The organism is Chachezhania antarctica (assembly GCF_003646465.1).
Classification (GTDB): domain Bacteria; phylum Pseudomonadota; class Alphaproteobacteria; order Rhodobacterales; family Rhodobacteraceae; genus Chachezhania; species Chachezhania antarctica.
Genome location: NZ_QZEX01000010.1, coordinates 144885 through 165999, shown reverse-complemented (window position 1 = coordinate 165999; position 21115 = coordinate 144885). Strand labels below are relative to the sequence as shown.

Sequence of the window (21115 nt, the reverse complement as noted above, 5' to 3'; positions counted from 1 at the left end):
CAAGGCTCGCATAACGGTCCGAAAGATCAAAGAAACCCATCTGCGTCATTGCTGCATCCCCTATATGCCGGTTCACCAAGTCACGATATCGCAGCGCCAAGGTCAGGGCAATTTTTAGAGATGCCCTAAGGTATGTTTGGTAGCTGAAATGATTCGAGCTAGGTATGCGTCAGGGTTGGAGATTTGCTCTGCACTGCCAGCAATCTGGTTTTGGACCATTAGTGTTTTCGCGTAACCTATTGTTGAAATCGCTTTCGTTAGGGTAACCTGAGCTATTCTAAGCATCTTTCCAAACTCGAAGATTATTTGCACCATAGCGCGCTCTGTTCGAGGCGTACTGGGATAGAACTCAGACAGGACTGTCAGACTGTTCCAAAACTCTGTGTTTGAATCTGGCGTAGTTTTTTTTGTATATGATTTTTGTGGTTCTTTGTGCCGGACATTTCGACCGTCTGTGGCGGTCATTGTGGCTGTATCATCAAGGTTCTGTTGTGGCTGATTTATGGTGGTGGTTTTAGATTCTATCGTGGCAACAGGTGCTTGGGTTCCTTCTGTATTGGCCTGATCCACGCCCATGAGAACGTCTGTAAGCTTGTCAATGATTGCGCGGGCTTGCACTAGCGTCGTACTGGCGCGGCGCATGATGTTGCGTGTTCCTTCCAAGAAAGTACTTACGTCTTCGCCTACGGGTAGTCTTAAACATTCCATACGCAGCTTCTGGATATAGGAGCGAAGACCGCGCAGCTCATCGGCTTCCTGACGACGCTTTTGGGCGAGGGCAAAAAGTTCTTCTGCCCGTGCCAGGAGAGGGGAAAGGTCAATGCCGAATGCGCCGATAACCTTCCCGCCGCGATGAATTGGGAACCGTTTCCCGTTAGCACTGTCTTTGCGTTGGATCAGCCCAACTTCTTCTAGGCGTTCTAAATGACGCCTGAGCTGTCGCTCGGTGATCCCCTTGGCTCGAAAGCAAAGTGTATTATTGGACGCGTAGACGGTAAGCAAAGTTAGTGGCGAAATAGGTCTATCGAGACCTGATTTGGAATCTTTGCAAGGGAGGCAGCTGAGTAGAGCATCAATCACCATAACAGAGGCTGCGCGCAGTCCGAGGTCTTTGGAGACGGTGTTGACCGCGGCCATCAAATCTCGCCTCGTGATCGGTCTGAAAGAAGGTTGCTGCTCGATGCTGCCCATTCCCGCAAAGGCAATGGGCTCCTGCAAGGCACAGTTATCCTGCGCCTCGACTGCTGAAGTCGCGACTTGTTCCTGTTTCATATGATTTCAGACGGCAAAATGCGACCGGGCACCGAAATCGGTGTTGCAGTGATTCGTTTTTGGGAGTACCAATATAGTGCTAGTAAATCGGGACCCTCTGGAGAGCTTCACCGCCTTCGGGGGGTTTCTTTTTGCGCGCTTGTCTGCCTCCTTGTTGTTTGCTTCTATCTTTTCCATAGGTTGGCCACGGCCAACCGTAACGAAATCAATGGCTTATCGTTTGTGGATCTGCGCCAGCTTCATGGATTCTTTTTCCACTCGTCGTAGAGTCTCTCAAGGTTGGCTTCGACAAAACCGATGAAGCCTCGTTCTTTCTGTTCCGATACCTCGATCATAAGGCGCTTGCCCTTTGCCTTAAACGAGACCGGCCTGTCCTTTAATCTGGACAGTGGGTTAGGAGAGGCAGCATTTGCCGCCAAACCTACAGCCTTTTTGCTCTTGCCTTCAGCAGCCTGAAGCGCCTCAATGAGAGCGCTCAGCTTTTCAGTTGGCGTACCATTGTCAGGAACCAGCGAGAGCATTTCAGCGTCTGTCACAGCAGTTTCGATCTTGATGAGTCGCCTGAGTTCGAGCCACGGTCGCCGCCCTGCCTCATGAGCAGCGCCAATTGCATAGATCAGCACATCAGGAAGATCGCGCGCTACACTTATCAGCTTGCTGAGGGTTCCCTTGTCGACTGCGAGGACATCTCCGATTTCTGCCCTGGTGAAACCCTGTTCTTCGAGCTTGATTGCGAAGATAGCTTGTTCAATGAAACTTCGTTCGAGGCGAGCGGAGTTTTCTAAGGCTTGAGAGACAAGTGCCTCACGTTGGTCCATTTCCTTGATGTAGGCTTTGACCTTGATCCCAAGCGCCCGACAGGCTGCGATTCTTCTGCGACCATAGACAACTTCGTAGCGAGGGCCGACTCCACGCCGATACCGAAGCAGGGCAGGAAGCTGTTGACCAGAAGTCCGGATCGACTCAATGAGATCGTCAAGCCCCTCGGCCACGTCAAACCTGTCTGCAATTTCGGAATCCGAGATTTCGCTGACATCCACTTCTTGGGAAGCTTGGGCCGAAACTTGAGAGAGCACGTCTGACATGCTTTTCAGCGAGCGAGGGGCTCCTTCGCCGGGCTTCTGGTCGTTCTCCTCGACAGCCGCAGAAGGTTTGGAACCCATTTGCGCTAGGCTTTTGGCAAGTAGATCACGCTTCATTGCTGCCTCCTCGACCCCATGCGGATTGGATCATCTTTTCGATATCGTTTGAGAAGCTGATCACGGATTCCAAGGCGCGATCATAAGTCTTCCGGTTCTTCGAGCCGGCAAGATCCACCTCGAAGATTGTCTTCTGGGACAAGCCAGCTTCGCTTACGGCAGACGACTTAACGAATGGGGACTTGATCACACTGTCACCAAGCAACTGCCTGATCCATTCGGCCAAATCTTGCTGCGTACTTATGGCTGTGTCAAACCGGGTCAGCAGATACGCAAAATTGTCGTAGGCGCCGATCCCTCCGTTGGAATGAAGTACTTCCAAAACACCAGATGCCATGGTGAGAAACTGGCTGGCTGAAGCGAGGTCTACGCGCTCGGGGATAATGGTCATGAGCAGTGAAGTTGATGCGCATACTGCCGACATCGTGAGATATCCAAGCTGAGGGGGGCAGTCGATGAGGATAACATCGTACTCGTCCTCAACCTGGCGTATCGGATCTCGAATCCGATTGAAAAACACCGGCTGCTCACCACGGCTCAATGCCATAGGGGTCTCTGTTTCAAACTCCGAGAGCATGATCCCTCCAGGAACCAAGTCCAGATTGGGAAAGTAGGTCTTACGTAGAACGTCGGTGATCGGGACTCGGGATATTTCGCCGTCGTTGTAGCGGATTGCATCATAGAGCGTTCCGCCCTTACGGAAATCGATCTCGGGCTGATATCCGAAAAAGGTCGTGAGCGAGGCTTGCGGATCTGCGTCGATCAGACACACACGATAGCCGCGTAACGCTAGCCTCATCCCAAGCGTTACGGTCGTTGTCGTTTTGCTCGAGCCGCCTTTGAAGTTAACAGTGGACCAGATTTGCAGTTTGTCGCCCTGACGTCGACCAGGAAGGAACTGGTAGGGGTCTTTAGCGTTCTGTGACAGAATATTGCGGATCTCGAGAATCTTCTCGGCGGTGTAGAGGCGTTTGTTGTTAGAGCCTTGCTCGACATCGGGGATGCGATCGTCGAAGTGAGCTTTTCGCAGATAGCCATCGCTTACACGCAACAACTCTGCCACTTCAGCGGTAGTGAAGCTCCGAAGCGTCTTTTCTTCTTTTGGCGCTAGGAAGAGCTTGGACATGTGTTCAAGGGCTTCGGAAAGCCGGTCTGCGTCTGCTCTTAGTTTATCATGCAGCACTGGATGCATTTTTGTTCGTCCGCCTCACATCGTCCCGTCTGCGTTACTCGATATAGGCTACCGTTCGGAGCATCGGGAAACGCGAAGGACGTATTTTTTCTTCTTTTCACGTTACAGCTATGACGCGAGAAATGGGGAAACTCAAGAAAAAATGTTTGCGGCCGTCTTGTGCTGACGGAGGAGGTAACCACCATATGAAGCGCTGACGTTAAGACAGCGCATCATGACTTCATGCTAAGCAGTTGGTTTAACTAGATTATCTTATACAAGATTTATCCACAGGACAACATTTCACCCCGGCGAGGGTGAGCAGTTGAAACGTCACTACCAGCTTCAGTAACGCAATTCATGCCGCTCTGACCACTTATAGGTTCTTTAGCGCAGCTCTGGCGATTCCTTTGTACAGCCCAAAGTTTGAACGATCTAGTGACTGCTGTATGCCGTATCCCGTTACTTAGAGAGTAAGCCTAGGCGTTGAGCACGCTCCAGCAACATCTTGACCGAAGACGGTTGCCAACTGGTTCGCCCGCGCGGTGTGCGTTCGCGCATCGCTTCTAAGCGGACGCAGATCGCCTGTAGCGTGATATCAGGGTCTGCACCCTTGATGGCGGCGACGATGGCCGGCAGGCGGTCGTCCGTCTCGCGTCGCCCGGCACGGCCAAGAACGGCTTCAGACAGGAAGCCGTCGCGCACGTAGGCCTTCACGGCACGCCGCAGGCGGCTTTGCGTCCAGCGACGCGCTTCGGGCAGGGGGGCATTTACGATGCGCAGCACATCTTCCCAGGCCATGTCTGGGCGCAACCGGCGGACATGTGGCACCCAATCCTGCGCCGTCTCGTTCAGGCGCTCCATATATCCATCCTGGCGCGCCAGACGGACCTTGCGCAACGCTGCAGGATCCTTGGCGCGCAGACCAGGGTTCCCACCGACGCGTCCCTTGTTGCGTGCGCTGGCCAGCCCCGCTTTGGTACGCTCACGGATCAGCGCGCGTTCGAACTCGGCCGCCGCGCCCAGAACCTGCAGGGTAAATTTGCCCTGCGGGGACGCAGTGTCGATTGGGTCCAGCAGCGAGCGAAAGAAGGCCCCCTTGGCTTCCAGCCGTTCGATCACCTCGAGTAGATGGGAGAGTGATCGCGCCAGGCGGTCGATGCGGACTACGACCAGCGTGTCGCCCTTGCCGATCCGCTCCAGCACGCGCGCAAGCACCGGCCGGGCGCGATTGCCGCCCGAGGCTTGCTCTTCGAATATCTCGGCGCAGCTTGCGGATTTCAGGGCCTGCGACTGGGGCAGGGGGGTCTGATCCTCTGTCGAGACGCGTGCATAACCGATTAAAGGCATCAAAACAGGCCGTTTGCAGTTTCATATACCGTCACTAAACGACCGATTGATGGCAGAAGAATAACGTTTCGGAGGTTGGTGCCACCTTTTTTCTGTAAGTTCCACATAGGCGGCGCAATGGAAAACCGCTATCTGGAAGAATATGCGGGAGACCTGTGGGCCGGGTCTGCGGGGCGGGCATTGGGGTGTTGCATGGACTTACGGTTGAGGGATTATTTTGATGTCGGCACGCTGCAACGCGGTGAAGATTATGCGCATCGCGGTCTGGTCGCGACGGTCGAGCCTCTGCCGGATGGGAGTATCCGCGGGCGTGTGTTGAATGGGCGCGGGGAAAGCTACCAACAGCGGATTACCCTGAGCAACAGCTTTGTGGACGGGATTTGCTCTTGCCCGGTGGGGCATAATTGCAAGCACGTGGTCGCTGTTTTGATGACATCGGCGGAACGCGATTCCAGCTCCCCGCAACTGGCAGCACCGGTGCGGGGTTGGCTGACCCGTGTCAAGCAGCAGCCGACAGCCCTAGTGCCGCCTGAGGCACGTCCCGAGGACTATCCGGACAAGGTGAAGGAACGCCTGCTTTATGTCCTGATCCCGAATGAAACAAAAGTCAGGATCGACATTTACAAGGGCCGTATCAATGCTGCTGGCACAGGCCTGAACAAGGCGATCCGGCGCTATGATGCGCTGCGCAGCAACGCTGTGGCAAAATTCATCCGACCGACCGATCTGGAGCTTTTGTCTGCGCTGGCGCAGACCCAACTGTGGGAAACGCACTATAGCTACGGCCTGCCCGGTATGTTCAAGCCAAAGGGGCAGGATGCTTTGCCCCTGATCCGGCGCTTGTGCGACACGGGTCGCTTCCTCCATGACAATTCTCCGGACGCGGAGTTGAGCTGGTCAGAAGCGTGTCCAAAGGCCAGACTGGCCTGGCGCATGGCGGCGGATGGCAGTCAGAGCCTGGGGTTTGAGGACGCAGACGGCATACAGTTGGAGTTGCGGGCGTTGGACGGGGCAGCGCTATGGGTGAACACCGCGCACGGTCAGATCGGGGCGCTGGCACAGCCGGTGCAGATTGAGGCGCTGCAGCTTGTCCAGAGCGCTCCCCAAGTCGCGCCCGATGAAGCGGCGGCCCTGGCTGCGGAGATGCCCGCCACGCTCGCTGGACTGGCCTTGCCGCCGCCGCATGTGGCGCGACAGAGACGGCGCGCGGCCCATAAACGCATCGCCCGTTTGACGCTTGGAGCGGAGAGCGCGCGTGACGGCTATAGGCGTTGGGACAGCGTTTCTGTCACTCTGCCAACACTGACATTGCGCTTTGTCTATGACGGGCAGGAGGTTTGGGAAGGCGACGCCGACCCCCGGGTCGTTGAAAACAACGAGGTCGTAACGCTGACGCGCGATCATCAATGGGAAGCTGCTTGCGTCATCCGACTGATGGATGCAGGGGCGATACCCGTTGACGAAATGGACTATCTTTTGCCGAGCGCTCGAATGCTGCAATGCGATTTCGTCTTCGCTGAGGAGGAGATGGGCGCGAACAGTATGCGCCTCCTGTCGTCGCGCGATGGTCTCGAGTTTGCGTTCCGGACGCTGCCCGGGTTGCGGACCGAAGGCTGGGAAATCATTGAAACATCAAAGTGGCCCTTCCGTTTGAGCGATGAAGCTGCCGCGCTGACGGTTGCAACACAGACCGAGGCAGGCGACGCATTCCACGGCAACGACTGGTTCTCGCTGGGGTTTCAAGCCGAGATCGGCGGCAAGCCAGTGGATGTCGCGCCCCTGATCGCGGCCTTTCTTGAACAGGTGCGTGACGAATGGGACGCCGTGCCGGATGTCGACGTCCTGTCGCAGCATCTGTCCGATAAGCCGGTTTACCTGAACCGGGGCAAGGCGGGCTATGCCCCCCTGGACCTCAGTCCGCTGGCACCCCTACTCCATCTGGTGCTGACGCATTATGCCGAGTTGGGCGCGCTGCACCCGTCGGATGCCGATGTCGCTCGGTTGGCAGAAAAGGCGCTGGCAGGCAGCTCGGTACACTTCGCCGATAACGCCGGGATCATTCCGCTGGCTCGTAGCCTGAAGGCATTGGCCGAGGCCGAGAGTTTTGCTCCACCAAAGGGATTGCGCGCGCAGTTGCGCCCCTATCAGGCCTATGGTTCCGCCTGGATGGGCAGCTTGCTCGAAGCCGGTTTTGGCGGAGTTCTGGCGGATGATATGGGGCTGGGCAAGACAATTCAGGTGTTGGCCCTCTTGCAGGCACGTCGCGAAGCAGGAGCAGCTGGCCCGGCGCTTCTGATCGTACCGACCAGCCTGCTGCATGGCTGGCAGATGCAGTCCGCGCAATTCACACCGGATATTCGACTCGTGGTCCTGCATGGCACAGGCCGGGCGGCGCTGCGCGACGAGGCTCTGCGCGCCGATCTGGTCGTCACCACCTATCCGTTGCTGGCGCGTGATCAAGACTGGCTGACAGCGACAGAGTGGCCTCTGGTGATCCTGGACGAAGCGCAAACCCTCAAGAACCCTGCGTCGCAAATGGCCAAGAGCCTGCGCAACATTCCTGCCAAGGGGCGGCTGGCGCTGACCGGCACGCCGCTGGAAAACTCGCTGCAAGACCTTTGGACACTGATCGACTGGGTGAATCCGGGTCTTCTGGGGTATAGAAAAGAGTTTCAGAAACTGTTTCGCACCCCGATCGAAAAGCATGGTGACGCGGTCGCACAATCGCGTCTCAACCGTCGGCTGCGCCCCTTCATGCTGCGTCGCACCAAGGAGCAGGTCGCAACCGAACTTCCTCCTAAGACCGAAATCCTGGAACGGGTGGAGCTGCCAAAGCCGCAGCAAGCGCTTTATGAAACCGTGCGCAGCACCATGGATGCCCGGGTGCGCGAGGCGATCAGCGCCCGTGGTCTGGCCGCAGCGCGGATTACTGTGCTCGATGCGCTGCTCAAGCTGCGGCAGGTGTGCTGCGACCCCGCGCTGGTCAAGACTGACGCGGCGCGCGCGGTGGCGGACAGCGCCAAACGCGTGCGTTTGCGTGAATTGCTGGCCGAGCTTGTGGCCGAGGGTCGCCGCGTTCTGGTGTTTTCGCAATTCGTTGAAATGCTGCATCTGATCGAAGCGGATCTTGCGGCCGCCGGTATCCCCCATCTGACATTGACGGGCCAGACGCAAAAGCGTGCCGATGTACTGGAAAGCTTTGCAAAAGGCACTGCGCCGGTTTTCCTGCTCAGCCTGAAAGCCGGTGGTCTTGGGCTGACCTTGACCGAGGCGGATACGGTGATCCTTTATGACCCATGGTGGAACCCAGCTGTGGAGCGTCAGGCCATGGACCGCACCCATCGCATAGGTCAGGACAAACCGGTATTCGTGCATCGTCTGGTCGCTGCAGGCACGGTAGAGGAAAAGATACTGGACATGCAGTCGCACAAACAGGCGCTGGCCGACGCCTTGTTCGACAAGGATGGGGGACAGGCTGGCCCGTTGCTGGACGAGGCGATACTGCAAGATCTGTTTGCGCCGCTCGGGGTGTGACAGGGGCTCGCCGCCTAGACGTTGCGCCAAAGCATGCGAACGCGGCTCTTCCGGCTTGAGGTGTTGCTGACCATTTCTGGCAAACGCGCCGAAGGTCCGAAGATTACAGCCCCGCAGCCTTGGTCAGGTTTACGCGGAACCGGTCGCGGCGACGCTGATAGCGGCGGGTCATTTCGGCTGAGGCGTGACCAAGATGCTTTTGGACGTAGCGCTCATCGACTTCGGCAGAGCTCGCGAGACCGGCGCGCAAGGAATGGCCGGAAAACAGCGCCAGGCGCTCTTTTTCGGACAGTTCGGATCGGATGCCGGCGTCGAGGACCGTGCGCTTGATCAGTCGTGCGACATGTTTGTCGTTCAGGCGTGTTTCAGATGCGCGCTTGCCATCCCGCGAGGTGCCGACGAAGACAGGGCCGAAGTCGATCTTTGCAAAGTGCAGCCATTGTTCCAGCGCCTGGACCGGGCAGGTCTGATCGCTGGAGCCGCGGCCAATTTCGACCTCGCGCCAGCCGGTCTTGGCGTTGAGCGTGAGCAGGGCGCCTTTGTCGAAGATCTCAATCCAGCCACCAGAATCCGGCGTGTCGTCCTTGTGCACGTCGAGGCTGACGATTTCTGACCGGCGCATACCGCCCGCATAACCGTTCAGCAGGATCGCCCGATCCCTGAGCCCGCGCAGGTCGTAGGGCAGGGTGGCCACCATCGCGAGGATGTCCTCGGCCAGGATCGCCTCCTTTTGCACGGGCGGTCGCGCGTGCTTGCGCTTGATCCCGGCAAGGACGGTTGCGATGTGGCGGTTCTTACGTTCAAAGGTGAAGCCGCGTTGCGCATAGTTCCAGGCAAGGCCTGACAGGCGACGTTCGATCGTGCTGACAGACAGGGGGCGGGACGCCGACTGCGGTCCGAACGTGGACTGCGATGGTGAGGGACCGGACCCGGAGGCGAGATCCGCGAGGTAAAGGCCAATCATCTCGGCCGAGGGGGGCAGGGGCTCCACCCCCCTCAGTCGGCACCAGCGCGCGAAGTGCGCCCAGTCCTTTGCGTAGGCCTTCAGTGTGTTATCGGAGGCCGCGGCGCGCGCGTAGCCGCGGGCGGTATCTACCAGCCGATCGAGGGTGCCAGACCCAGCAACATGAGCCGGCCGGGCGATCCAGTCGCTTTTCTCTTGACGGCTCTCGTTACCCTGAGCATCATCAAACTTATCAGAGCGTGCTGAGGTCGATTTATCGTGTTCTGCGCCCATCATTTTTCCAAAAATCCACTCATTTTAAGCCTATGTTACAGCATATTCCTTTGTGCCCGATAATGCAAACTTATTGGCATAGCTGCGGCCGACAAGGCGAGGCGCTTATAGTGCTATTTTCTGGAAGAAAGCGCCGTGATGACGTAAGCTTGAAGCATGACATTCACCCGGCACGCCCGGCATTGCCAAGTTGTTCAGCTTGCATGATCAGGCTATTTCAACGTCATGAAAATCCCAACCAGTATCCTGCGCCTAAAGGGCTTCCGGTTCCCTCGCGAAATCATCGCATACGCTGTTTGGGCTTGCCATCGCTTCGCAATGAGCACGGCCGACGTCGAAGACCTGCTGGCCGAGCGCGGTGTGATTGTAAGCCGGGAAGCGATCCGGTTGTGGGTCAATCGCTTTGGTCCACATTTCGCAAATTGCGTCCGGCGCGATCGTCCTCGCCCCAATGACAAATGGCATCTGGATGAGGTCGTTATCTCGATTCGAGGGAAGAAACATTGGCTGTGGCGTGCCATCGACGCGGAAGGGGACGTCCTCGACATTCTCGTGAAAACGCGACGAAACGCTAAAGCAGCCAAGCGGTTTCTCCAAAGGCTGATCAATCAGTTCGGCGAGCCGAGGGTCGTGATCACCGACAAGCTGCGCAGCTATGTCAAGCCGATCAAAACATTGGCACCGGACGCTGACCACCGCGCCCACAAGGGATTGAACAACGCCATCGAAGGATCACACAGGCCGACCCGGAAGCGAGAGAAGATATTCGGCCGGTTCAAGTCACATCGGCAGGCTCAGAGGTTTCTATCCGCTCACGATCAGATCAACCTGATTTTCCGTCCCCGCCGATTTCAACTCACCGCAAACTCATATCGCCACGCCCGAGCTGACGCGTTCAGCCTCTGGGCAGAATACACCATCTAGATGGTGGCGTAATTTACAGACCTGCAACACCCTACGACACGCGGCCAACAACTTAGCAATGCCCTTTGGGCGTGTCGTTTACGCCTGTCCTGTCAAAGCGGTTTTGTTTGCCAGCAGGAAATCCCGGACCGACTCCGCCTTCTGCCCGATCAGTTTTTCAACCTCATGCGAGGCAACATCAAGACTTTCCGTAGCAATGGCGACGTCGAAGGATGAGAAGACATCCGCGACGAACTCCGGCAGGCCGTTCTTGACCATAGCCTCGACAAGCGCATCGCGCGTGATCGAGACATAGGGGATCTTCTTTCCGGAAACTTTGGACAGGATCGCGGCGATCTCGGCATGGCCGACGGCCTCGGGTCCGGTGATGTCGCGCAGGGTCGATCCGGTCTCGGACAACAGGGCCGCGGCGGCAGCGCGGGCGCAATCTTCGCGCGTGACATAGCCTGCTTTGCCTTCGCCTGCTGCCGCGTATAGCGCCCCCGCATTGATTGCCTGCTGTCCGCTCTGCAACAAGAGATCGGCATAAAGGCAGTTGCGCAGGATCGTGTGCGGGATGCCGGTCTGCTTGATCAGCGCCTCGGTCTCACGGTGATCGGCGGCAAAGGTTATCGGGCTGCTTTCATCCGGGTTGGTGAGCGACGTATATACGATATGCGAAACACCGGCGTCCTGCGCGGCGGCGATCGCGTTACGGTGCGCGGCAAGCCGTTTGCCCGGCTCAAGGTCGTCCGTCGAGATGATCAGCAGCCGCCCGCCGCCGGCAAAGGCCGCACCAAGAGCGGCCGGGTCATTGAAATCGCCTGCCCTGACGTCGACCCCACGCCCCAGAAGGGCCGCGAGCTTTTCCGGCGTGCGGGTGATTGCAACAAGGGGCTCGGCCCCCTGCGCCAGCAGGTTCTCGATGACTTGACTGCCGAGTTGGCCGGAGGCACCGGTCACGATGAAGGGGCCTTTGATGTCAATTGACATGACTTTGTGTTCCTGTTCCAAGTTTCTGTTCAACCGAAGCGAAAGGCGCTTTCGATAGCGCCAAGAACGTGATCCTCCAGCGTCTTGCGACCGATATCGTCGCCCGCCGCACCCGCCACGACATGCAGCGGGATGAGATGCTCTTCGCGCGGATGGGCATCCCGGCCGCCGGGTGCGTCCGACCAGTGCGTCAGCCTGCGGTTGCGGTCCTCGGAATCGGGGCAGGTCGTCGCCTCGGTCAGCCAGGTGTCGAACGCGCCGCCAACGATGTCGCCCCGCGGCCCGCAGCGCAGGCTCCGCATCATCACGCCCATGTTGTGATAGGTGTTGCCGCTGCCGAGGATCAGCACGCCCTCGTCGCGAAGGGGGGCCAGGGCCTGGCCAAGCGCGATATGGCGCCCGGGGTCGAGATCGCTGGCAACCGACAGCTGGACGCAGGGAATGTCGGCCTCCGGAAAGGCGACCTTGAGCGGCACGAAGACGCCGTGGTCAAACCCCCGCACGGCATCCTTTGCGGCGGGGAGACCCGCGGCGCGGATCAGGTCATGCACGCGCTCCGCCAGCGCCGGATCGCCGGGGGCAGGCCAGGTCAACTCGTAGGTATGGGGCGGGAAACCGCCGTAGTCGAACAGAAGCGGTGGGGCAGGGTTGGTCTGCATGGTAAAGGCAGGCTCTTTCCAATGACCCGAGATCACCAAGAGCGCCCTGGGGCGCTCAGGCAGCGTGCCCGGCAGATCCTTCAGGAACTGCCGGTGCCGGTCCCACTCATCGGGCGGGTTCCAGTCCATGAAGAAGCAGGGGCCGCCCCCGTGGGGAATGAAGAACGTGGGTTGGCGGGCCATGTCCGTTTGTCCTTCCCGGTTTGCAGGGAGACCTCGCGTGTCTCGTGAAGACACTGAATAGTTGATGCATGGCGAAAAATAAAGTAGGAACGGAAAAGTAACTGCATAGCCCGAGGGTGAACAGCGATGCCCAAGGTCCCGCCACAGTGCCCGATGGACTCGATTTTGCGTCTGCTCATGGGACCCTGGACCACCTACATCATCTGGGTCCTGAGCGATCAGGGGCCGCAAAGGTTCGGGGCGCTGAAGCGAGCTGTGCCGGGGATATCAACCCGAATGTTGACCGAGCGTCTGCGGATGCTGCAAGGCGCTGGTGTCATCTGGCGCGAACAGGCTGAGACCATTCCGCCTGCGGTGTCCTATGGCCTGACGTCGCGCGGCAACGACTTGCGAAGCGTTCTCGACGCACTGGGAGAGATTGCACATAATTGGGAACACGAGGGCGTCTTCGCAGGCGAGGGAGGTGGTCGGCATGAGGGTCAGTAAAGTTGACGATGTGCTCAGAGGGGCCAGGACCGTTTTCCTGAAATTTGGCTTCGAAGGTGCCAGCGTCGATGCGATTGCCGAGGAAGCGAAAGTATCCAAGGCAACCCTTTATGCTCATTGTTCAAGCAAGGAACAGCTCTTTCTGATCGTTGTGCAAGCGGAGTGCGACAGGCTCTCGGCCGAAATATCTCGACCGCTATCAAGCAGAGAAGATCCGCGAAGCGTCCTGGAAGAGCTCTCACGGCGCATGATCGACCTTGTGATGGATGATGACTACATTCGTCTATTGCGTTCCTGCATTGGTGCGGTTTCGGTTCTGCCCGAGGCAGGCGACATATACATGGAAGCGGGTCCGAAGCGGGCTACCGGAATTGTCGCGCGGATCCTTCAAGGCATGCGCGACGCGGGATCTCTGCACGTGCAGGATTGCCATACTGCTGCCGGTCAGTTCATTCATCTCTCCCTGTCCGGCGTCATCATGCCGAGACTGTTGGCGCTCGAGCCTCGGATCGATGCATCAGAACATTCCACGAAAGCTACCGACACCTTTCTAGACGTCTATTCCGCGGGCAATAGCTCGATTTAGCGGGAGGAGGACATCCAGGTGGCTTCATGTACTCTTGACAGCAGGCGCCACGCCTTTTTGACGCGATGTGCACCGGACGCTTGACTTAGGTGGTAACGAGACATAGCTGCCTGTCGAACCTAACCGTCCGGATGGTACAGAAATGAAAGGGCGCCTACTCGCTGCGGGAGAAGGAAAGACCTCGCGGAAGATCCTCGAGGCGGCGCGTGCGATTGCCGCGCGTGAAGGTGCTGGAAAAATAACGATTGACGCCGTCGCAAAGGAGTCCGGCCTGAGCAAGGGCGGGGTGCTATACAACTATCCGACGAAGAAAGCCCTGCTATCCGGACTTTTGAACCAAATGCTCTCGGCGCATCGCGTGCTCCTTAACGATCTGCCCGAGCGGCTGTCCTCGCGCACATTGCGAGGACATCTTGAAACCATCACCCGATCCAAGGATGTCGACGATGACCTGTCCATGGCGATACTCGCCGCCGCGGCCTCGGATCCACAGCTGCTAGATCCACTCCGCGTTGAGCTGACCGGCGATCTTGAGCGCATCCTGTCCGACACGAAGGACGCTCCGGGTGCCATGATTGCCGTCCTTGCGATCCAAGGGCTGAGGTTCCAGAAGCTTTTGAAGCTTCCGGATGGCGGCGCGGACATCGGGGAACGCGTCATCGAACGATTGAGGACCATGATCAATGAACTCGAATAGAAAGACACGACGTTTGAAGCAATTAATGTCTGTTGTCTTGGTCGCAGGCGTGGCTGCCGTTGCAATTCCGTTCGCTCCGTCGTTCCTGACCGACGTGCTTGCTCAGACCGCGACGGGCACCACGGAGGCAGATGTTGACACACGGCCTGGGGGGAACGCGGAACGACCGGTCACAGTCGAAGTCACCCGTGTGATCAGTCGCTCCGTCAATCAATCCCGCACCGTCGCAGGTCGCGTCGAACCTGCCCGGACAGTGGATTTTGCGTTTCAGATATCGGGGCAGATCGTTCGGCTCGCGGTGGAGCCCGGCGACACGGTCCGCGCGGGCGACGTTATTGCCGAGCTCGATCCGGTCGATTTCGAGCTTACGGTCCACCGGGCGCAAGCGTCCTTCGATCTCTCGAAGTCCGAGCTTAATCGCGCGGCCGGTCTCGCCGCGCGGGGTGTCGCGGCCGACGCCCGGCTCGAGACTGCGCGCGCCCAATTCGCGCAGGCAGATGTCGCGCTGCGAGAGGCACGGCGGCGTCTCTCACAGACCCAGATCGTCGCGCCGTTCGACGCGATCGTGGCGCGCACCTTCGTCGAGGAATACGTCAACATTACTTCGGCCGCCCCAGTCGCACGCTTGCAGGACCTCAACGAGATGCTAGTCGTGATATCGCTGCCGGAGGATCTTGCGGCCATTGCGCGAGCGACACCCGGCGCCTTCCACATCGTGGCGAGTTTCCCAGCCGTGCCGGGCTACACGGCACCTCTCGTATTCCGGTCCTTTGCGACCGATGCCGACCAGACGGCGCAGACCTATGATCTGGAATTCGCCATCACCGGCGATATCGACCCGCGCCTGCTGCCAGGAATGATTGCGGATGTGCGCATTGCCATTGCGGCAGAAGAAAGTCGCCCACAAGCCATCATCGTTCCGGTTTCAGCGGTGGACACGACGAGCCGACCCAATCCTTCTATTTGGGTCTACAATGAATCATCCGGCCAGGTCTCGCGCAGGTCGGTCCAGCTTGGGCTTCCCGTTGATGACGAGGTTGTCATTCTGGGCGGTCTGGAGGGCAACGAACTGGTCGTGTCTGGCGGCTGGTGGCGGCTCAGCGACGATCAGGCAGTCGTCGTTTCGGGTTTGTGATCCTACCCTTTTAACAGGACGAAATTAGTTCATGGCACTCAGCATTTCACGCGCCAGCATCAAGCGTCCCGTCGCGGTATGGCTTGCGATCATCTTCTGCCTGTTCGGTGGCTACTGGGGGCTGAACACGGTCGGCCGTCTGGAAGATCCGAGCTTTACCCTCAAGACCGCGCTCGTCTTCGTGCCCTATCCCGGCGCCACGGCCGTCGAGGTCGAGGAGGAAGTCGCTGACGTCATTGAGAATGCTTTGCAGCAGATGAAGCAGCTGGACAGGGTCGAATCCAAGTCGATGCCGGGCATGGCGCAGATTACTGTTGACATCGTGGACACCTATGGTCGTGACGAAATCCCGCAGGTCTGGGACGAAATGCGACGCCGAATCCGAGATGTGGAGGGGGAGCTTCCGGCGGGCGCGCGCGCACCCATCATAAACGACGACTTTGGCGACGTCTTCGGCATGTTCTACGCTGTGACGACCGAAGGTCTGACCCCACAGCAGCAGCGTGATCTGGCGAGGTCGTTGCGAGTCGGACTCGTCACTGTCGACGGGGTCGCAAATGTCGAGGTTCAGGGCCTCGCCGAAGAATTGGTCACCATTTCGATCCCATCCGCCCGCCTCACTGGACTTGGGATTCCGCCCAACCAGATACTTGGTCTTCTCACGGACGAGAACCAGGTGTTCACCAATGGCGAGATAACCGAGGGCCCTGCACGTATCGGCCTGTCGGTTCCGCCGGGTTATGTAACACCCGAAGGGCTTGAAGAACTGCGGCTTGGCGTGGCTGGAGAGGTCGGACAAGTGGCGGTCAACGACATCGCCCGTGTCACTCGCGATGAGGCCGAACAGCCAAGCCAGATCATCCGCCAGAACGGAGCAGCAGCCTTCACTCTCGGCGTGTCGGCGTTGACAAACCGGAACGTCGTCGAGGTCGGCGCTGCGGTCTCGGACCGGATCGAACAGCTGAGGGCCGCGTTGCCCGAGGGGGTAGAGATCACCCCTATCTATGAACAGCATGTTGTGGTCGACGAGGCGGTTTCGAGTTTTCTTGTCAGCCTAGGGCAGTCCATCGCCATCGTCGTCGGGGCGCTGATGCTGACCATGGGCTGGCGGGCGGGCCTTGTGGTGGGGACAACGCTCGGGCTCACCGTTTTCTCCACGCTGTTCTTCATGTCGGTGTTCGGGATCCAGATGGAACGGATCAGCCTGGGCGCCCTGATCATCGCAATGGGAATGCTGGTTGATAACGCCATCGTCATCACCGAGGGAATGGTAATCGGCATGGCGCGGGGAAAGAGCGCGGAAGACGCGGCGGTCGAAACAGAAGGTTCCACATCCATCCCCTTGCTCGGCGCGACCGTGATCGGGATCATGGCCTTTTCCGGGATTGGTCTGTCGCCCGATGCGACGGGCGAGTTCCTGTTTTCGTTGTTCGCGGTGATCGCCATATCGCTGCTCATGAGCTGGGTTCTTGCCGTAACGGTCACGCCGTATCTTGGCAAGCTGCTGCTCAAGGCCCCCAAGAACATTTCGGATGATCCCTACAAGGGCGCTTTCTATGGGGTTTATCGCGGGTTTCTGTGGCTGGCGCTGCGCGCCCGTATCCCGGTCGTGCTGACAATCTTGGGGATCACCGTCTGGTCGGTGATGGCCTTCGGTCAGGTTAAGCAGGCCTTTTTCCCGGCGTCGAACACCCCGATTTTCTATGTCCAATTCCAGATGCCGCAAGGGACCGACATCAATGTCACCGAACGCGAAATGCGACGTCTGGAACAAATGTTTCTGGCCGAAGAGGGTGTAACAGATGTGACGACCCTGGTGGGGCGTGGTGCAAGCCGCTTCATGCTGACATACAACCCAGAGCAGGCGGATGCCAGCTATGGCCAGCTCATCGTCCGGGTTGCGGACGCCGCGATGATCCCGGCGATCGCCAGCAGACTCAACGAAGACTTGCCCGCTGAATTCCCCCACGCTCTGATCCGCGTCGAAGAGATCGTGTTCGGACCGCCAGCCGGTGCCGATGTTGCAGTTCGTTTTTCGGGACCCGATCCTGTCATCCTGCGCCAGCTCGCGGATGAGGCGACAAGCATTTTCGAGGAGGCAGGTACGATCACTAATCCGCGCACCAACTGGCGCCAACGCGAGATTCTCATTGAACCTGTCGTCGACGAGTCGCGGATGCGGCTGGCCGGCGCCACGCGCAGCGCGATCGCGGACACTATTCGCTTCGGAACCTCTGGCTTGCGCGTTGGCGAGCTGAGAGAGGGAGATGTGGTGATCCCGATTCTTCTCCGACTTCCAGAGAGCGAACGTGACGGCATTGGCCACGTCCGCGACCTGTCGGTTTGGTCCGCGGGGGCGGGATCCTATGTTCCCATGGCCAACCTGGTGGAACGCTTCGAAACACGCCTCGCCGAGGCGCTCATTCACCGGCGCGACCGCGAACGGACGATCACCGCCCTTGGTGGCGCGCGCAGCGACCTCACCGCTGATGAAGCTTTCCGCAGTGTCCGCGCCGAGATCGAGGCCATTCCGCTTCCGGAAGGTTACTCGATGGAATGGGGTGGCGAATTCGAAAGCGCAGGGGAGGCGCAGCAAAGCCTTGGCAAACAGCTTCCCCTAGGCTTCCTGGTCATGCTGACGATTTCGATCCTGATGTTCAACAAGATCCGCCAACCGCTGATCCTTTGGCTTGTCGTCCCCATGTCCGTGACGGGCATGGTCCTGGGGCTGTTGCTCACCGGATTGCCTTTCACCTTTACGGCCTTGCTCGGCTTCCTCTCGCTATCCGGGATGCTGATGAAGAACGCGATTGTTCTGGTCGAAGAGATCGACTTGCAACGTGCAGATGGTGTTGCGGATTACGAGGCCGTGATGAATGGATCGGTCAGCCGTCTGCGCCCGGTGGTGCTCGCGGCCGGCACGACGATTTTCGGCATGATCCCACTGCTGCCGGATGCGTTTTTCGCGTCTATGGCGGTCACAATCATGGGCGGCCTTGCCTTTGCTTCGGTCTTGACGCTGGTGGCCGTGCCGGTGCTTTACGCGCTCCTCTTTCGGATCCGTCCTCCGAGGCGGGAGATGAATCCGACCACGTTGCATTCGAAGTTGATCTCTTCCTGACTTTGCGAACTGGTCGATATCACGTGAATAAGGTGACGACTTTGTGGGTAAACATTCTCTCTGTCTGACCGCAAATTTCTAAAAGACAGCAATCATTAACCCTTTCCCGAGCCATTGGAATCGCAATTGCGGCTTGAATTTGGTCCGCCTCTTCGCTAATAATCTAACGGATGTTAGATTATTAGCGAAGAGATCATATGACCTCCCCACTTCATCAGCTGAAAATCATCGAACTCGGTCATGTTATTGCTGGACCACTCTCGACCTCGCTGCTTTCTGATTTTGGGGCAGACGTCATCAAGATTGAGGCACCCAACCGGACGGATATGATGCGCGATCTCGGACCAAAGGCCGGGGACGGAGTTGGCGTTTGGTGGAAAACTCTGGGCCGCAACAAAAAAATTCTGAGCCTCGACTGGAAGTCGGGCGAAGGACGGGACATCCTGCGCAGACTGGTTGAAAGCGCCGACGTACTTGTTGAAAATTTCCGGCCAGGCGTGCTTGAACGTGCGGGTGTCGGGACTGAAACCCTGCATAAGTGGAACCCGGATTTAGTTATTCTGCGCGTTTCGGGTTACGGTCAGGACGGCCCGATGCGGGACGTGCCCGCTTTCGGGCGCGCGGCAGAGGCGTTGAGTGGTCTAGCCCATCTGACTGGTTTTGCGGACGGGCCACCGATGCACCCCGGATTTCCAGCGGCCGACAGCACGACAGGGTTGATGGGTGCTTTGGGGATCATGATCGCGCTGTTTGCCCGGGAAAAAGGGATTGCGCGTGGTCAGGTCGTCGATCTTGCGGTGTTCGAGGCGCTGCTTCGACTGATGGACTATCCCGTGCCCGCATTGACGGGCGCGAACCTCTCGCCGCGGCGCAACGGGCTGCGCCAGCCGATGGATTTTGCGCCGGGGGGCATGTTCCGAACCTCTGATGGGGTGTGGGTGACCGTTTCGGCTGGTAGCGCAGAAACAGCGCAACGCCTGTTGCGGGCGGTCGGCGGAGATGCGCTGGCCGATGATCCGCGGTTCGCTACACTCGACGAGATGTCGCAGCATATGGCCGTGGTCTTCGACGCCATAAATGATTTCGTCACGCAACACACGCTTGCGGAAGTCGAGGCGGAGTTTGCCCGCTATGATGCGGTTGCCTCTCGTGTGCTGAGCGTCGAGGAGATCATGACGAATGAGCAGATACGTCATCGCGGCGACATCGTATCGGTTGAGGGCGAGCAAACGCAGGTGATTGGACCTATCCCGCATCTCAGCGCCACCCCCGGTGAGTTGCGCTGGCTAGGGCGGCCGCCGGGCGCGGACAGCCGAAGCATTCTGCGCAATCTTGGATATGAAGATGACCGGATCACTGCCCTGTGTGAGGCAGGGTTTGTAGGTGTGGATGGGAGCGAGACACAATGACATTTCGAATGACGGGTGAACAAAAGGAAATTCGAGATCAGATCCTGCGTATATGTGCGCAGTTTGATGACGACTACTGGCTGGACCGGGATCGGAACGGGGGTTTCCCGCATGATTTGCACAGGGCGATGGCAGATGGTGGCTGGCTTGGCATTGCCATGCCGGAAGACGTAGGCGGTGCTGGTCTGGGGATCACCGAAGCGACCATCATGATGCAGGCGATTGCCGAATCGGGGGCTGGCGCCAGCGGGGCCTCGGCCATCCACATGAACATTTTCGGGCTCAACCCGGTGGTCAAGTTCGGAACCGATGAACAGCGCGCTCGCATGCTGCCCCCTCTGATCGCCGGCGATCAAAAAGCTTGTTTCGCTGTAACCGAGCCGACGACCGGGCTGGATACCACCAAGCTTAAAACCATAGCTGTGCGACAGGGGGACAGGTACGTCGTTCATGGTCAAAAGGTCTGGATTTCGACCGCGCAGGTGGCCCACAAGATGCTGCTTCTGGCCAGAACGACACGGCTTGAAGACGTGACTAACCCGACCGAGGGTTTGAGCCTGTTCTATACGGATCTGGACCGCAATTTCGTGGATGTTCGCGAAATCGAAAAAATGGGCCGGAAAGCCGTTGACTCGAACGAGATGTTCATCGACAGACTGCCAATCCCGGCCGAAGACTTGATTGGGGAAGAGGGCAAGGGTTTCCGACAGATTCTGCATGGGCTGAACCCGGAACGCATCCTCGTTGCCGGCGAATGCATCGGCATCGCACGCAATGCATTGGTGCGCGCCGCGCAATACGCCAACGAGCGTGTGGTCTTTGGGCGGCCGATCGGCCAGAATCAGGGCATCCAGCATCCGCTGGCAATGGCATGGGCACGGGTGGAAGCTGCCAATCTCATGGTGATGCATGCCGCCGCCCTCTATGATTCGGGAGAGGCGTGCGGAGTGGAAGCCAACGCTGCCAAGCTACTGGCCGCAGATGCCGCGGTCGAGGCGACTGAAGCAGCGCAGATTACCTTTGGCGGGTTTGGATACGCCAAGGAATATCATGTGGAGCGTCTGGTAAGAGAGGCACTACTTTTCCGCATCGTCCCCGTGACACCACAGATGCTTTTGTCGTTCATCGCCGAAAAAGCGTTAGGGCTTCCAAAGTCTTACTGACCAGAGGTGATCACTAT

At 58.5% G+C, this 21115-nt stretch carries 16 protein-coding genes; 9 read left to right on the top strand and 7 right to left on the bottom strand.

Annotated features, from left to right (window positions below; all coding sequences use genetic code 11):
- Positions 1 to 114 precede the first annotated feature (114 nt).
- The 4 genes from D4754_RS18515 to D4754_RS18500 all read right to left on the bottom strand — a co-directional run bounded on the left by D4754_RS18515 (position 115) and on the right by D4754_RS18500 (position 4992).
- Positions 115 to 1272, bottom strand: a complete 1158-nt coding sequence (locus tag D4754_RS18515) for a helix-turn-helix domain-containing protein (protein ID WP_121066480.1) — start codon at positions 1270 to 1272, stop codon at positions 115 to 117.
- Positions 1273 to 1511: 239 nt separating this feature from the next.
- Positions 1512 to 2471 (bottom strand): plasmid partitioning protein RepB, encoded by a 960-nt coding sequence (gene repB / locus D4754_RS18510; protein ID WP_121066477.1) that lies wholly within the window; start codon positions 2469 to 2471, stop codon positions 1512 to 1514.
- On the bottom strand, positions 2461 to 3663 hold the full coding sequence (gene repA, locus D4754_RS18505) for a plasmid partitioning protein RepA (RefSeq protein ID WP_089852475.1): 1203 nt from the start codon (positions 3661 to 3663) through the stop codon (positions 2461 to 2463). Before repA ends, repB begins: the two co-directional genes overlap by 11 nt.
- A 441-nt stretch (positions 3664 to 4104) precedes the next feature.
- Positions 4105 to 4992 (bottom strand): recombinase family protein, encoded by an 888-nt coding sequence (locus D4754_RS18500; RefSeq protein WP_114273238.1) that lies wholly within the window; start codon positions 4990 to 4992, stop codon positions 4105 to 4107.
- A 117-nt stretch (positions 4993 to 5109) separates the two neighbouring features.
- Between D4754_RS18500 and D4754_RS18495 the strand changes: the two genes are divergently transcribed.
- Positions 5110 to 8526 carry a DEAD/DEAH box helicase gene (locus D4754_RS18495; protein ID WP_121066474.1) on the top strand — a complete coding sequence of 1139 codons (3417 nt, stop codon included), beginning with the start codon at positions 5110 to 5112 and terminating at the stop codon, positions 8524 to 8526.
- Between the two features lie 103 nt (positions 8527 to 8629).
- On the opposite strand, the gene D4754_RS18490 is transcribed toward D4754_RS18495, so the two are convergent.
- Positions 8630 to 9763, bottom strand: a complete 1134-nt coding sequence (locus D4754_RS18490) for a tyrosine-type recombinase/integrase (protein ID WP_093733201.1) — start codon at positions 9761 to 9763, stop codon at positions 8630 to 8632.
- 225 nt (positions 9764 to 9988) lie between these two features.
- Between D4754_RS18490 and D4754_RS18485 the strand changes: the two genes are divergently transcribed.
- Positions 9989 to 10687 (top strand): IS6 family transposase, encoded by a 699-nt coding sequence (locus tag D4754_RS18485; RefSeq protein WP_047998088.1) that lies wholly within the window; start codon positions 9989 to 9991, stop codon positions 10685 to 10687.
- Between the two features lie 78 nt (positions 10688 to 10765).
- Here the strand turns inward: D4754_RS18485 and D4754_RS18480 are convergent, their stop codons facing one another.
- Complete coding sequence (locus tag D4754_RS18480; protein WP_047998087.1) at positions 10766 to 11659, bottom strand: SDR family oxidoreductase; 894 nt, start codon at positions 11657 to 11659, stop codon at positions 10766 to 10768.
- A 29-nt stretch (positions 11660 to 11688) separates the two neighbouring features.
- The gene (locus D4754_RS18475; RefSeq protein ID WP_047998086.1) at positions 11689 to 12501 is read right to left on the bottom strand and encodes a DODA-type extradiol aromatic ring-opening family dioxygenase; all 813 of its coding nucleotides are present in this window, start codon (positions 12499 to 12501) and stop codon (positions 11689 to 11691) included.
- A 153-nt stretch (positions 12502 to 12654) separates the two neighbouring features.
- Between D4754_RS18475 and D4754_RS18470 the strand changes: the two genes are divergently transcribed.
- From D4754_RS18470 to D4754_RS18440, 7 genes are all read left to right on the top strand, one after another.
- On the top strand, positions 12655 to 12987 hold the full coding sequence (locus D4754_RS18470) for a winged helix-turn-helix transcriptional regulator (RefSeq protein WP_047998146.1): 333 nt from the start codon (positions 12655 to 12657) through the stop codon (positions 12985 to 12987).
- Positions 12974 to 13573 (top strand): TetR/AcrR family transcriptional regulator, encoded by a 600-nt coding sequence (locus D4754_RS18465; RefSeq protein ID WP_047998085.1) that lies wholly within the window; start codon positions 12974 to 12976, stop codon positions 13571 to 13573. Before D4754_RS18470 ends, D4754_RS18465 begins: the two co-directional genes overlap by 14 nt.
- Before the next feature lie 142 nt (positions 13574 to 13715).
- Positions 13716 to 14270, top strand: a complete 555-nt coding sequence (locus tag D4754_RS18460; protein ID WP_047998084.1) for a TetR family transcriptional regulator — start codon at positions 13716 to 13718, stop codon at positions 14268 to 14270.
- Positions 14257 to 15405 (top strand): efflux RND transporter periplasmic adaptor subunit, encoded by a 1149-nt coding sequence (locus D4754_RS18455; RefSeq protein ID WP_047998083.1) that lies wholly within the window; start codon positions 14257 to 14259, stop codon positions 15403 to 15405. The genes D4754_RS18460 and D4754_RS18455 overlap by 14 nt, the downstream gene beginning before the upstream one ends.
- A gap of 31 nt (positions 15406 to 15436) precedes the next feature.
- Positions 15437 to 18526 (top strand): efflux RND transporter permease subunit, encoded by a 3090-nt coding sequence (locus tag D4754_RS18450; protein WP_047998082.1) that lies wholly within the window; start codon positions 15437 to 15439, stop codon positions 18524 to 18526.
- 197 nt (positions 18527 to 18723) lie between these two features.
- On the top strand, positions 18724 to 19935 hold the full coding sequence (locus D4754_RS18445) for a CaiB/BaiF CoA transferase family protein (protein WP_047998081.1): 1212 nt from the start codon (positions 18724 to 18726) through the stop codon (positions 19933 to 19935).
- The gene (locus D4754_RS18440) at positions 19932 to 21098 is read left to right on the top strand and encodes an acyl-CoA dehydrogenase family protein (protein WP_163025970.1); all 1167 of its coding nucleotides are present in this window, start codon (positions 19932 to 19934) and stop codon (positions 21096 to 21098) included. Before D4754_RS18445 ends, D4754_RS18440 begins: the two co-directional genes overlap by 4 nt.
- Positions 21099 to 21115: the final 17 nt, after the last annotated feature.